Origin of the sequence: Brevibacterium sp. SIMBA_078 (assembly GCF_046534565.1) — a bacterium.
Classification (GTDB): Bacteria; Actinomycetota; Actinomycetes; order Actinomycetales; family Brevibacteriaceae; genus Brevibacterium.
In genome coordinates, this window is the sequence record NZ_JAWRYQ010000003.1 from 214,242 (window position 1) to 227,625 (window position 13,384).

Genomic DNA, 13,384 nt, shown 5'->3' on the forward strand with positions numbered 1-13,384 from the left:
CACAACCACCAAGCGCTAGGCTGGGGCCATGACGGTTTCTGACATCTTCGACCTTTCTGCCTGGCGCGAAGTCTCCGGCTTCGACTTCACCGATATCACCTACCATCGGGCCATCGACCCCGCCACCGGCAAGGACATCGGCTGTGTGCGCATCGCCTTCGACCGCCCCGAGGTCCGCAACGCCTTCCGTCCCCACACCGTCGACGAGCTCTACCGCGCCCTCGACCACGCCCGCCAGACCTCCGACGTCGGCGCTGTGCTGCTCACCGGCAACGGCCCGAGCGAGAAGGACGGCGGTTGGGCGTTCTGCTCCGGCGGCGACCAGCGCATCCGCGGCCGCTCCGGCTACCAGTACGCCTCCGGTGAGACCCGTGAGAGCGTCGATCCGGCGCGTGCCGGCCGCCTCCACATCCTCGAGGTCCAGCGCCTCATCCGCACCATGCCGAAGGTCGTCATCGCCGTCGTCCCCGGCTGGGCAGCCGGCGGAGGCCACAGCCTCCACGTCGTCTGCGATATGACGATCGCCTCACGCGAACACGCGAAGTTCAAGCAGACCGATGCCGATGTCGGCTCCTACGACGCCGGCTACGGTTCCGCCTACCTGGCGAAGATGGTCGGGCAGAAGAAGGCCCGTGAGATCTTCTTCCTGGGCCGCACCTACTCCGCGCAGGAGATGGCCGATATGGGAGCCGTCAATGAAGTCGTCGACCATGCCGATCTCGAGACCGCGGCCCTCCAGATGGCGCGGGAGATCCTGGGCAAGTCCCCGAACGCGCAGCGCATGCTCAAGTTCGCCTTCAACCTCGTCGACGACGGACTCGTCGGCCAGCAGGTCTTCGCCGGCGAAGCCACCCGACTGGGCTATATGACCGACGAGGCGGTCGAAGGCCGCGACGCGTTCCTCGAAAAGCGCGATCCCGACTGGTCGCCGTTCCCCTGGTACTACTGAGAACAGGTCGAAACCTCTCTTCAGAACAGGCGAGCGACGGTTGAGCCCGTCAGCTTTTCCGGTCCTCTGCTGGCAGATGCGTCGCCCGTTGCAAATCCTCGCCCGGTTCAGTCGTGCTCGTATCGGAGCAAGTCAGCAGGCTGGCATTCAAGGACACGACACATCGCGTCCAATGTCGATAAACGCACCGCTTTCGCACGCCCATTCTTCAACACTGCCACGTTGGCCGGGGTGATACCGATCGCGTCCGCGAACTCGCCGACGCTCATCCCCCGCTCAACCAACATTCGGTCGATAGTGATGTGGATGGCCATCACACCACCGCAGCCAACTCGGCACGCATCCCGATCGCACTGTTCAAAAGCGTTCTGAGCACAAGAGTGACGCCGGCAACCACCACGAAACTCAAGCACGTCAGAACCTGGAGGATCGCCAGGAACAGACTTCCCGCCTGTCCGATGCTGATCACAACGAATCCCACAACGATCAGCACAGCCGCGAATACGAACGCACCCACAAGCACATCGACCCAGACAAGCGACCGGCGCTCGAGCACGGAACCGGTATAAATACGGCAGACGAGCACCGCCAGCATGGCCAAGGCAATGAGACCGACCACCATGAACGTGATCCCCAGGGCGAGCAGTGGACCACGAAGGCCCGCGAACTCCGGAAACTCTTCCCCGAGAGCTGTCGCGAATCCTGGCAACAAAGACACCGCTCCGAGGCCGACAACGAACATTACGCCCAGGAGAGCCTCTGTCGCGACGATGAGGGACAAGGGCGGACGTGGTAAGAAAGAAGTCATACATCGATTGTCGATAGATATCTATCGTTTGTCAATAGCCATCCCGGAGGTGGGGATCTCATCGAGGCTTCATCTGCTGCCTTGATCCACGTGGCGCGGAAGTCACGACTCCGCACATGGTGCCGGTTGCATGTCTTCCACCGCGCTGACAACGCGGGGCGCCCATTGCGATAGAATCGAGTACCTCCGGCCAGTCCGCACAGAGTCCGCAAAAGAGCTTTAAGTGATCAATCTCTGCAAACGCAACCAGGACCACAACCCCTGGTCAGCTCAACCGCTCGAACACGATCAACACCAGTCTGCGCCTTGCCAGACTGTCCGCAGGTACAGCTGAGTGTCCGAGACGATCGTCAACGGGCGTCAGCTCAGAGCCGCCGAGCTGCCCGAGGCCATCGACCGGGCACTCGCCGGGACCTCGATCCTCATCCTTCCATCGGACCGGGACGGTGCCGTCACCGAGGCGGCACCCAGTCTGTGGGCAGGGCAGGGTCCAGCCCCGGCCCTCATCCTCTTCACCTCCGGATCGACCGGGACGGCGAAGGCAGTGGCCCTGTCAGCTGATGCGCTGACCGCCTCGGCGCGGGCGACCGAACGATTCCTCTCCGGGCCCGGCGATTGGCACCTGTGCCTGCCGGTCAACCACATCGCCGGGTTCCAAGTCGAACTGCGCGCCCGCTTGGCGGGCCGCGCCCCGGTCAGAGCTGCCTCGGCGAGGTTCACCGCCCAGTCCTTCGCCACCGAGGTGACCGCCCTGGTGGAACTGGCGGGCGACCGACCGACGTACACCTCGATCGTGCCCACCCAACTCCACCGGATCCTCGAGGACGGCCTCGCCACCGAGGCGGCCGGACGGATCTCGCACATCCTCCTCGGCGGAGCGGCGATCTCACCATCGCTGCTCGACCGCGCCGAGGCCGCGGGACTGGCGATCGTGCGGACCTACGGGATGAGCGAGACGGCGGGCGGCTGCGTCTATGACGGGGTGCCCTTCGACGGGGTCGAGGTGACCATCACCGAGGCGGGGACGATCGACCTGACCGGGCCCGTCGTGGCCGACGGCTACGTCGAGATCGGCGCCGACGGAGCGATCACACCGGTCGACTCCCCCGCTCTCACCGTCGACGAGGCGGGACGGCGGATCATGCACACCAGCGATCTGGGTCGGATCGATTCCGGTGTGCTCAGCGTGCTCGGTCGAGCCGATGACATCATCGTCTCCGGGGGCACGAACGTCTCCCCGCATGCCCTGGAGACCGGCCTGCTGCCGAGCTGGCAGAAGGCGGGAATCGAGGAGATGCTCGTGACCTGGGTGCCCGACGAGGAATGGGGCAGACGGATCGTCGCGCTCGTCCGCCTCGCCGACGGCGGAGGTGGTGTCGGAGCCGAGGATCCGCGAGCATCGGCACAGAGGCTCAACGCCCTCGATCACGGGATGACGGGGCAGCTGCTGCCGCAGCTCGTCTTCCCGGTCGCCGAGATTCCGAACCGGTCGATCGGCAAACCCGATCGCCAGGCGGCGGCCCGCATCGCCGCCGATCTCATCGCGCGTGATGCGAATACCCATACCGGCGAACTACCGGTAACATGAGACGGCTCCACAATTCGACAGGAAGGTGAGCGAGGACTATGGCTGATGCCGCCCAGTGGATTTCTGGAGCTCGACTGCGAACTCTGCCCCTGGCTCTCGCACCCGTCCTCATCGGAACCGGCGCCGCGATCGGATCGCTCGGCGGATTCACCGCCTTCATCCTCGACGACATCTCGGGCAAGGACGACCACGTCAGCTTCGGACAGATCCTGCTGCGCGGATTCCTCGCTCTCCTCGTCTCCCTGTGCCTGCAGATCGGCTCGAACTACGCCAACGACTACTCCGACGGCATCCGCGGCACAGATGACGAACGTGTCGGACCGGTCCGGCTCACCGCGACCGGACTGGCCGAACCTCACGAGGTCAAACGGGCCGCCTTCATCTTCTTCGGCCTGGCCGGGGTCGCGGGCATCGTGCTCATCCTCATCTCACAGGCCTGGTGGTTCCTCATCGTCGGAGCCGCAGCCGTCGCCGCCGCCTGGTTCTACACCGGTGGCAGACGGCCCTATGGCTATATGGGCCTCGGCGAGGTCTTCGTGTTCGTGTTCTTCGGACTCGTGGCGACCTTGGGCACGATGTGGATGCAGGTCGGTCATCTCAGCCTCAGCGGCTGGGCCGGTGCCGTGTCAATCGGGTCTCTGGCCTCGGCTGTGCTCATGGTCAACAACCTCCGCGATATCCCGACAGACATCGAGGCAGACAAGATCACTCTGGCCGTGAGGATGGGCGACAATGCCGCGCGCATCGCCTATGCGGTGCTCGTGCTGCTGCCGTTCGCGTTGCTGGCGCTGGCGATCCTCGACGGACATCCGGCCGTCGCCTTGGCGATCCTTGCCCTCGTCCCAGCACTCAACCCACTCAAGACGGTGCTCAGCGGCACAACGGGCCCTGGCCTGATTCCGCCGATCAAAGCCACTGGACTGACCGGTTTGGCCTTCTCCGCACTGATGGGCCTCGGTCTGGCGCTCTGAGGCATTTCAGTGCTGACGCCTGGGGTTCCAAGGCTCAGTCGCCTGGTGGTCCAAGGCTCAGCGCGCTGAAAGGCCCCAGCTCATTAGGTTCTGAGCCGACTCAGCCGAGCCGCAGCTCATTCGGCTGAGCCACAAGTTCATTTGGACTGGTCGCCGTCTTCTCCGAGGCGCTCCTCGACGATCTCATCTTCTGCCGCTTCATCGGCGCCGACGCGCTTGGGTTTGGAGGCTCGCTTGGCGACCTTTGCTTCGATCTCGGTCGCTGCTTGGGCGCGCATCTTACCGAGCAAGAGGTAGCTCAGCAGCGCGCCGATGATGATAGCGGCGATCGCCATGACGAGATTGAAGCCGAGGAACGGGAACAGAACGAGGCCGGCGGCGATGATGAGGCCGAAGCGAGCGAGTGTGTAGAGCCAGAAGGTGCGCATTGAACTCATTTTAGCCTCCGATCGTGACAGTCTTGTCACCGCCCGCTGGAGGCCGCGCTCAGGTTGGTGGACTATCCTTGTTGCATGGCTCGACTACTCATTGCCGCGATCGTCCTGGCGGCAGCGGTGACACTGTACGGACTCTTCGATTGCCTGTTGCGCGATCGGGGTCTGATTCGAGTCCTGCCCAAACCTGTATGGGCACTCATCATCCTCTTCATCCCCGTCCTCGGGTTCATCCTCTGGTATCTGTTCGGACGCGGTTCGGAAGACAAGCCCAACCGCGGCACCCGCCCTCGCGGTCAGGTCGCCCCGGATGACGATCCAGACTATCTGCGACAGGTCGATCGCGAAGTCAAGCTCGGCAAGCATGCACCTCCGGCTCAGGACAACGACGAGAAGGAATCTCCGCGCGACGATTCTGCCGAGCCGGACGATGACAGCGATCCCGCGGATTCCTCCGCTGATACATCAGCCGACTCCGACGACCGGGGCACCAAGGGCGACGGCCGCGGCCGCTCGAACTGAATTCCCCTGCCGCACCACCGCTGTCCGACGACCACATCGATACCGCAGGTGCGTTGCCACGCTGCGATTCGGCGAATTGTCATTGCTTTCTCTGAATTACACACCGAGGAACGTGGTGATTTCAGAGCAGACTGAGCCGAAACAGTCTCCCGCCGCCTGATCACGGCATCGAACCAGCACGCAAACGGCCCAGTCTGAGGCGGAGAGCCCTGTTTCAAACATGGGCTGTTCGCCTCAGACTGGGCCGTCAGCAGTTATGGCGCCCGGTGCAGGCGGTGGCTCCCGGTGCGCGCGGTGGTTCCCGGTGCAGGCGGTGGCTCCCGGTGCTGGACGTCAGAGCGGCCTTGAGAGCGACCCAGCGCTTCAGTCGAGCCCGGAGTACGAGTGCAGGCCGTTGAAGTACATGTTCACGACGGTGAAGTTGAAGATCACCGAGGCGATGCCGATGAGGTTGAGCACGGCCACCTTCGTCGGGCCCCAACCGCGAGTCGCACGAGCGTGCAGGTACGCGGCGTAGATGACCCAGACGACGAACGTCCAGATCTCCTTCGAATCCCAGCCCCAGTAACGGCTCCAGGCCACTTCGGCCCAGATGGCACCGGCGATGAGTGTGAACGTCCAGGTGATGAAGCCGACTGCCGCGATCCGGTAGGAGATCCGCTCGAGGTCAGTGCTCGAGGGCAGACGGTGCAGGAACCGCAGCCACTTCGGGTCCTTGGTCTCGTGCACGCTCTTCAGAATCTGGAAGACTGCGAGGATCGCAGAGATGTAGAGGAGTGAGGTCGAGAGGATCGCGATCGGCACGTGGATGGCGATCCAGTACGAATCCAGCGCCGGGATGAGCTTCGCGGCAGGCGTGTAGAAGACGGTGATCGCCAGTCCCAGGCACAGCAGGACTCCCCCGGAGACGAACGTCCCCAGATAGCGCACGTCCTTCTTCGTCAGCACGACGAGGAAGACGATGACGGTGATCGCGGTGGCGGTGAGGACATACTCCATCATGTTGCCCCACGGCACACGGGAGACAGACAGGGCACGGGTGAGAACCCCGCCGACGTGCAGCAGCATGGCGAGCACGAGCAGCGAGGTGCCGATGCGGGCTCCGCGGTGCTTGTTCTTCCGGGACGACTTCACTGTCGCGGAGTCGTCGCCGCCGGGTCGATCGAGGACGGCAGTCGTCGCCGTCTTCCGGTTCGTCCGTCGCACCGTACCGGCTTTGGCCGAGGTGGCGACCTCAGCTTCGGAGGTCTTGAGCTCACGCGCGCCGAAGAGGTCGAAGGCGTAGAAGATCATGGCGACGGCGTAGACGATCATCGCCGAGATGATCAGCTGGTTCGACCACATTGCGAGGTCAGTGTTGACGTCCATTCATCCTCCGCACCGCTGAAGTGCTCTTCTGTCGCAGGCTGCTGCTGCCAGACTCTCTGTCTGACCATATATCGGTGCGCGCCCTGCCGACTCCGTGACGAAGCCACCGGCGACGCGCACTCCGCGGCTATTCTACTCCGCGTAGTACTTCGGCTTCATCTTTCGTCATCGTCACCATGCTCACCCTCATCGGGTTCCGGATCACGCAGGTCCTTGACCAGGCCATCGACGGCGCGTTCGACCATCGGATCCTCACCGCGGGCCAGAGCGGCCACCTCGGCGTCGCCGTCCTTGATCCGCACCCATACGCGTCGGCGGGGAATGAACAGGGACAGGCCGAGCCCAGCCAGGACGAGGATCGCGCTGATGAGCATGAGGGCCTGTGTCGGGTCCTGGGAGATGTCGACGGCGATGTACTTCTTGACTCCGTCGAAGGTCACCGAACCGCCGTTCGGCAGCTTCTGCGTCTCCCCCTCGGCGAGCTGGATGACGAGCGGGTTGCCCGACTCATCGGTCATCTCCGTCATGTTCTCCGCGTCGAGGGAGTACACGGACTGCGGGACTCCGGAATCGAGGCCGAGGTCGCCGGTGTAACCGCTCATCACGAGGTAGGGGTTGCGCAGCTCGGCGAAGCTCGAAATCAGCTCACCGTCCTCATTCTGTGCGGCCGTCGGGAGGAACACCCCGACGAAGCCCATCTGCGTGCCGGCCGAGTCCGGGACCTTGATGACGCCCTCGGAGGTGTATCCGGGGTCCCCGCCGTCCGGGATGAACACCTGCGGACCGGACTGGACGATATCGCCCTTCGCATCACGCACGGTCACTTCGGGGGCGTAGCCGTTGCCGGTGAGATAGACGCCGACGCCGCCCACGCGCACCGGCTCGTTGACCTTGAGGACGTGCGATTCGGTCTTCCCGTCCGCCGTCGTCGTCACCTTCGCATCGAAGGTGCGCGGCTGACCGAACTGGTTGCCCGCCGCCTGATCGTCGAAGGTCGAGGTGAAGGAATCGAGCTTGAGCCGGAAATCCGGCAGATTGTCGGCATCGTAGTAGGAGCCGGGTTCGAAGGAATCGTAGGAGACCAGCGAATTCGAGAACGTCTCCCCCTCGACGAGGATGCGCTGACCTTCATAGCCGAACAGCGATCCGATCGCCATCGTCAGGGTCGCCATGAGCAGCGCGATGTGGAAGACGAGGTTGCCGGTCTCGCGGAGATAGCCGCGTTCGGCGGCGATGTGATCGGACTGCCGGTTGATGCGGTACCCGGACTTCTTCAGCCGGGCCTCCGCCGCGTCGAGGAACGCCTCATCCGCATCCTCACGGGTCTCTGCGTCTGCCTGCGCCGAGGTGAAGGCGGCGTATCCGGGCATCCTGGACAGCCGCCTCGGTGCTTTCGGCGGGGACGAGCGCATCGCCTTCCAGTGCTGCTTCGTCCGCGGGATGATGCAGCCGACGAGGGAGATCATCAGCAGCAGGTAGATCGCGGAGAACCAGACAGAGGAGTAAACGTCGAACATCTGGATCGTGTCGAGGAACTGCCCCCAGGCACCGTTGTTCTCCAGGAAGGTGTTCACCCGGCCCGGGTCCTGGATGCGCTGCGGCAGCAGAGATCCGGGGATCGAGGCGAGGGCGAGGATGAGCAGGAGGATCAGTGCCACACGCATCGTCGTCAGCTGGGTCCAGGCCCACCGGCACATGCCGATGAACCCGAGCTGCGGCTGGTTCACGGTCGACTTCGCGGCAGGCTTGTCTCCCTGCTTCGCCGTCGTCTTCGCACCCGATTTCGACTGCGTCTTCTCCGAGCCTTCGGTTGAGCCCGCCACTAGATCACCACTTCGAATCCATTGATGAGACCTTGCAGAGAGGTCATCCACATGTTCCATACGCCGCTGGCCATGAGCACACCGAGGATGATGAGCATGATGCCCCCGGCCCGCACGATCGCGGTCTGATGCTTCCGCACCCAGACGAGTCGTCCCGCGCCCTTGTGGATCGCCAGCGCCAGGAGGATGAACGGGATGCCCAGGCCCAGACAGTAGACGAAGGCCAACAGCGCTCCGCGCCAGATCATCCCGTCACCGCCGAAGCTCACCGACATGCTCAGCACCGCCGACAGGGTTGGTCCCACACAGGGTGCCCACCCGAGGGCGAAAGTCGCTCCGAGCACCGGTGCACCCCAGAGCCCGGCCTTCGGTCTGGCACGGATGCGACGTTCGTTCTGCAGCAGACCGAATCCGCCCATGAACACGAAACCAGCGAGGATGACGATGACGCCGAGGACGCGGAGGATGACCGACTGCCATTGGGAGAACAGCGCTCCCAGCGCGGAGAAGCTGGTCCCCAGCAGCACGAAGACGACGGTGAAGCCGAGGACGAACAGGCTGATGCCCACGACCACTCGCCACGTCTGCTTGTCCCTCAGCGAAGAACCGGACAGCCCGGTGACGTACCCGACATAGCCGGGAACCAGGGGCAGCACACACGGGGAGGCGAACGAGACGAGTCCGGCCAGGGCCGCTGCGCCGGCAGCCAGCAGCAGCGGACCGGAGAGAACGGTCTGGGCGAAGTCCGCCCCGAGTCCACTCACTCGGCCAGCACGTCCTCGATGAGTCCCTTGAGAGTCGAGGCATCGATCTCACCGACGACTCTGGCCGCGGCCCGGCCCTTCGCGTCGAGGACCACCGTCGACGGGGTGGCCTGCGGGGGCAGGACTCCGGAGAGCAGAGACACCATCTCACCGTTCGAATCGAGCATGTTCGGGTACGGCACCTGGTAGTTCTGGATGAACGCGTTGGCCGCAGCCTCTTGATCGCGGACGTTGACGCCGATGAACTGGGCCTTGTCCCCGAATTCCTCGGACACGGACTTCAGGTCCGGGGCTTCCTTCCGGCACGGAGGGCATGCTGCGTACCAGAGGTTGACGATGACCGGCGTGGGACGCAGATCGGCCAGGGACATCGACTTTCCGTCGAGGGTCTCGAAGCTCAGATCGAGGGGGTCGCCGCGGTCCTCGACCGCCACCTGCGAGACGACTCCCGAACCGGAGACGTACCCCTGGTCGGATCCGGCCTGATCGGCCAGCTCATCGTTCTCGCTGCAGGCGCTGAGCGCCAGGGCCGTTCCGGCGGCGAGCGCCGAGGTGAAGAGGGCCCGACGGTTGAGGGAACGGCGTCCGAAACTCATGCTCCCGCCACCGCGGTACCCGGCTGCAGATCGGCACAGATGCTCTCATAACTCACGGACACCAGTGTGGAGGAATCGAATGTGAAACTGGTGATAGAAGCCAGGTCACATTCGCGTCTGCGCGGGTCGTGGACGAGTGAGCGTCCCTCCCCCGACAGGCGCGTCATCCAGATCGGCAGCTGGTGGGAGACGATGACTCCTTCGGCGTCCGGACCGTGGAGGACGAGCTTGGCTCTCAGACTGGCCATCGCGGCCCGCATGCGCAGCACGATCTGCTTGTACGGCTCTCCCCAGGACGGAGTGAGCGGGTTGTACAGGCGCACCAGGTTCCTCGGCTCGGCCAGCCGACGAGCATCCAGCTTCTGTCCCTCGAAGGAATTCGCCGCCTCGATGACCCGGTCGTCGTCGAAGACCGGCAGGTCAAGAGACTTCGACAGCGGACGAATCGTCTGCTGTGCCCGCAGCAGCGGGGAGGCGACGAGTTCGACCGGACGAGTGGGCGCAGCGTGGAAGTGCTCGGCCACGCGCACTGCCATTTCGTGTCCCCGTTCGGTGAGACCGAAATGCGGCAGACGTCCGTAGAGGATGCCGTCGGGGTTGTCGACTTCGCCGTGGCGGACGAGGTGGATGGTGGTCATGACTGCGCCTTCCCGGCCTCCGGAACCGCGGCCGCGGCTTTGGCCGCGGCTGGCAGTGCGCTGATGATCCGGTCGAGGATCTCATCGGTGTGGGCGTAGGACAGGAACCAGGCTTCGAACGCGCTCGGGGGCATATGGATGCCCTGATCGAGCATGGCGTTGAAGAAGGCGGTGTAGCGGTCGACGTTCTGAGCCCGTGCCTGGTCGTAGTTCGTCACGTCGGTGTCGGTGAAGAACACGGAGAACATCGAGTTCGCCGACTGGATGACGTGGGCGACGCCCTCAGCCTCCAGCGCTGAGGCGACTGCCGGGCGCAAGCTGTCCGCGGCACGACCGATGTGCGAGTACACGTCGAGTTCGGTCGTCAGTTTGAGCGTGGCCAGACCGGCGGCGGTGGCCACCGGATTGCCCGAGAGCGTTCCGGCCTGGTAGACGGGGCCGGAGGGGGCGAGGTGGGCCATGATCTCGGCGCGACCGCCGAAGGCCGCTGCCGGGAAGCCGCCGCCCATGACCTTGCCGAAGGTGAACAGGTCGGCCGGGCCCTCTGGGTAGCCGAGAGTCTCGGACTCATAGCCGTACCAGCCGGCGGCGGAGACGCGGAAGCCGGTCATCACTTCGTCGCTGATCATCAGCGCACCGTGGGCCTTGGTCAGCCGTCGGATGGTGTTCGTGAAGCCGTCGCGGGGAGGCACGACGCCCATATTGCCGGGGCTGGCCTCGGTGATGACGCAGGCGATGTCCTCACCGTGTTCGGCGAATACGGCTTCGAGACCGGCGGCGTCGTTGTAGTCGACGACGATCGTGTCCTGTGCCTGGGCTCCGGTGACTCCGGGAGTGTCGGGCAGAGAGAACGTGGCCAGTCCGGAGCCGGCCTGGGCCAGCAGCGAGTCGACGTGACCGTGGTAGCAGCCGGCGAACTTCACGACCTTGGACCGTCCCGTGTAACCGCGGGCCAGACGGATCGCCGACATCGTCGCCTCGGTGCCCGAGGACACGAGGCGGACCTGGTCGACGGGATCGACGCGGCGAACGATCTCCTCGGCGAGTTCGACCTCACCGGTCGACGGCGTGCCGAAGGAGAACCCCTTCACGGCGGCTTCCTGGACGGCGGCGACGACCTCGGGGCGGGAGTGGCCCATGATCATCGGACCCCAGGACCCGATGAGGTCGATGTAGTCGTTGCCGTCGGCGTCGCGCAGCCACGCGCCGGTCGCCTCGGTGATGAAACGGGGGGTGCCGCCGACGGCCTTGAACGCGCGGACCGGGGAGTTCACTCCACCGGGGATGACCGCCTCGGCGCGGGTGAACAGGGCGGCGGACCGATCGGTGGTGTGACCGTTCGTCTCTGCTGTCGTCATGGTTCTCCTCTGATTCTTCGCGGGTCGGGTATCGTCCCGGGATCGTTCTCAGTTACGCGTGGGGACGGCTCAGGAGCCGTCGATGTCTGTCATATGGTCGAAGACTTTGGTGAAGATCCGGCCCAGGGTCTCCATCTCCTCGGGGTCGAGGAGATCGACGAGGTGGCTGCGGACTCCGGCGACATGGTCGGGGGCCGCGGCCTGCAGCAGCTGCCATCCGGCCTCGGTCATCACGCAGTTGACCCCACGGCCGTCCTCGGGGATGGCGGAACGCTCGAGCAGTCCGCGCTTCTCCATTCGGGCGACGCAGTGGGTCAGCCGGGATCGGGACATGGTCGTATCGGTGGCCAGCAGCGCCATTCGCATCGTCCGGTCGTCGTGTTCGGACAGACGCACGAGGATTTCGTATTCGGGCAGGCCGATGCCGTGCTTCTCACGCAGCTCCTTGTCCAGCTGTGTGCTGAGCAGCTGAGAGCCGTTGAGGTAGCTGCGCCAGGCTCTCTGGTCGACCGCCGAGAGCCAGCGAGGCTCGGTCATCACCGGCCTCCGTCGGCACTGCGCTTGGTCAGATGGCCTGCGGCCTCGGACTGGAGGCGCTGGGCGACCTCGGTGGCCCAGTAGGTGAGGATCGCATCGGATCCGGCACGTTTGAAGGCAATGAGAGATTCCTCGATCGCCTTCTCCCGGTCGATGGCTCCGGCGGCGGCCGCGAATTCGATCATCGCGTACTCTCCGGACACCTGGTAGGTCCACACTGGCACTATGGACTCCTGAGCCACCTCGGCGAGTACGTCGAGATACGGCAGCCCCGGCTTGACCATGACGATATCGGCGCCTTCGGCCAGGTCGAGGCCGAGTTCGCGCAGCGCTTCGCGACCGTTCGCGGGATCCTGCTGGTAGGTCTTGCGGTCGCCCTTGAGCTCGGAATCGACGGCTTCGCGGAAGGGACCGTAGAAGGCGGAGGCGTACTTCGCGGTGTAGCCCATGACGACGACGTCGGTGAATCCGGCGGCATCGAGAGCTTCGCGGCAGTAGGCGACCTGACCGTCCATCATGCCGGACAGGCCGAGCACGTGAGCTCCCGCGCGGGCCTGGGCCAGCGCCATCGAGGCGTAGCGGTCGAGGGTGGCGTCGTTATCGACCGCACCGTCCTCGTCGAGGACTCCGCAGTGGCCGTGGGAGGTGAATTCGTCGAGGCACAGGTCCGCCATGATCACGGTGTCATCGCCGAATTCGTCGGCCAGCAGCGACAGCGCCCGGTTGAGGATGCCGTCGGGGTCATCGGCCTGTGAGCCGATCTCATCCTTGTATTCGGGAATGCCGAAGAGCATGAGTCCGCCGACTCCGGCCGCCACCGCTTCCCGGGCGGCCTCGAGCAGGGAGCCCATCGTGTGCTGGACGACTCCGGGCATTCCGCCCAGCGGCAGTGGTTCGCTCAGGCCCTCCTTGACGAACATCGGCAGGATGAGCTCGGTTGGGTGGAGTCGCACCTCGGAGACGAGGCGGCGCAGGGCCGGGGTCGACCGCAGCCGACGGGGACGGACGGTTCCGGGAACCAATGACAT

The 13,384-nt window shown here is 64.9% G+C and carries 15 protein-coding genes; 4 read left to right on the forward strand and 11 right to left on the reverse strand.

Going from position 1 to position 13,384, the window contains the following annotated elements; genetic code table 11:
• The first annotated feature begins 28 nt into the window (after positions 1 to 28).
• Positions 29 to 949, forward strand: coding sequence for a 1,4-dihydroxy-2-naphthoyl-CoA synthase (locus tag SB749_RS12825; protein ID WP_410710640.1), 921 nt, complete (start codon positions 29 to 31; stop codon positions 947 to 949).
• A gap of 107 nt (positions 950 to 1,056) precedes the next feature.
• On the opposite strand, the gene SB749_RS12830 is transcribed toward SB749_RS12825, so the two are convergent.
• Both SB749_RS12830 and SB749_RS12835 read right to left on the reverse strand, forming a co-directional pair.
• Positions 1,057 to 1,263, reverse strand: coding sequence for a helix-turn-helix domain-containing protein (locus tag SB749_RS12830; protein ID WP_173156356.1), 207 nt, complete (start codon positions 1,261 to 1,263; stop codon positions 1,057 to 1,059).
• On the reverse strand, positions 1,263 to 1,757 hold the full coding sequence (locus SB749_RS12835; RefSeq protein WP_410710641.1) for a DUF2975 domain-containing protein: 495 nt from the start codon (positions 1,755 to 1,757) through the stop codon (positions 1,263 to 1,265). The genes SB749_RS12830 and SB749_RS12835 overlap by 1 nt, the downstream gene beginning before the upstream one ends.
• A gap of 334 nt (positions 1,758 to 2,091) precedes the next feature.
• Between SB749_RS12835 and SB749_RS12840 the strand changes: the two genes are divergently transcribed.
• Positions 2,092 to 3,345: an AMP-binding protein gene (locus SB749_RS12840; protein ID WP_410710642.1), complete on the forward strand. Its 1,254-nt coding sequence runs from the start codon at positions 2,092 to 2,094 to the stop codon at positions 3,343 to 3,345.
• Between the two features lie 38 nt (positions 3,346 to 3,383).
• The gene (locus SB749_RS12845; RefSeq protein WP_410710643.1) at positions 3,384 to 4,316 is read left to right on the forward strand and encodes a 1,4-dihydroxy-2-naphthoate polyprenyltransferase; all 933 of its coding nucleotides are present in this window, start codon (positions 3,384 to 3,386) and stop codon (positions 4,314 to 4,316) included.
• A 137-nt stretch (positions 4,317 to 4,453) separates the two neighbouring features.
• Here SB749_RS12845 and SB749_RS12850 read toward each other — a convergent pair whose 3' ends face one another.
• Positions 4,454 to 4,744 carry a DUF4229 domain-containing protein gene (locus SB749_RS12850; protein WP_101546796.1) on the reverse strand — a complete coding sequence of 97 codons (291 nt, stop codon included), beginning with the start codon at positions 4,742 to 4,744 and terminating at the stop codon, positions 4,454 to 4,456.
• An 84-nt stretch (positions 4,745 to 4,828) separates the two neighbouring features.
• On the opposite strand from SB749_RS12850, the gene SB749_RS12855 reads away from it, so the two are divergent.
• The gene (locus tag SB749_RS12855; RefSeq protein WP_410710644.1) at positions 4,829 to 5,272 is read left to right on the forward strand and encodes a PLD nuclease N-terminal domain-containing protein; all 444 of its coding nucleotides are present in this window, start codon (positions 4,829 to 4,831) and stop codon (positions 5,270 to 5,272) included.
• Between the two features lie 363 nt (positions 5,273 to 5,635).
• On the opposite strand, the gene ccsB is transcribed toward SB749_RS12855, so the two are convergent.
• The 8 genes from ccsB to hemB form a co-directional block, all read right to left on the reverse strand.
• Entirely contained in the window at positions 5,636 to 6,640 is a 1,005-nt protein-coding gene (ccsB, locus tag SB749_RS12860) for a c-type cytochrome biogenesis protein CcsB (RefSeq protein WP_410710645.1), read from the reverse strand.
• A gap of 155 nt (positions 6,641 to 6,795) precedes the next feature.
• Positions 6,796 to 8,463, reverse strand: coding sequence for a cytochrome c biogenesis protein ResB (locus SB749_RS12865; protein WP_410710646.1), 1,668 nt, complete (start codon positions 8,461 to 8,463; stop codon positions 6,796 to 6,798).
• Complete coding sequence (locus SB749_RS12870; protein WP_139468605.1) at positions 8,463 to 9,227, reverse strand: cytochrome c biogenesis CcdA family protein; 765 nt, start codon at positions 9,225 to 9,227, stop codon at positions 8,463 to 8,465. Before SB749_RS12870 ends, SB749_RS12865 begins: the two co-directional genes overlap by 1 nt.
• A complete protein-coding gene (locus SB749_RS12875; protein WP_410710647.1) occupies positions 9,224 to 9,823 on the reverse strand; it encodes a TlpA family protein disulfide reductase in 600 nt (199 codons plus the stop codon). The genes SB749_RS12870 and SB749_RS12875 overlap by 4 nt, the downstream gene beginning before the upstream one ends.
• Positions 9,820 to 10,461, reverse strand: coding sequence for a histidine phosphatase family protein (locus SB749_RS12880; protein WP_410710648.1), 642 nt, complete (start codon positions 10,459 to 10,461; stop codon positions 9,820 to 9,822). Before SB749_RS12880 ends, SB749_RS12875 begins: the two co-directional genes overlap by 4 nt.
• Positions 10,458 to 11,819 (reverse strand): glutamate-1-semialdehyde 2,1-aminomutase, encoded by a 1,362-nt coding sequence (hemL, locus tag SB749_RS12885; protein ID WP_173156343.1) that lies wholly within the window; start codon positions 11,817 to 11,819, stop codon positions 10,458 to 10,460. The genes SB749_RS12880 and hemL overlap by 4 nt, the downstream gene beginning before the upstream one ends.
• 69 nt (positions 11,820 to 11,888) lie before the next feature.
• On the reverse strand, positions 11,889 to 12,356 hold the full coding sequence (locus SB749_RS12890) for a MarR family winged helix-turn-helix transcriptional regulator (protein WP_410710649.1): 468 nt from the start codon (positions 12,354 to 12,356) through the stop codon (positions 11,889 to 11,891).
• Positions 12,356 to 13,384 (reverse strand): porphobilinogen synthase, encoded by a 1,029-nt coding sequence (gene hemB / locus SB749_RS12895; RefSeq protein ID WP_410710650.1) that lies wholly within the window; start codon positions 13,382 to 13,384, stop codon positions 12,356 to 12,358. The genes SB749_RS12890 and hemB overlap by 1 nt, the downstream gene beginning before the upstream one ends.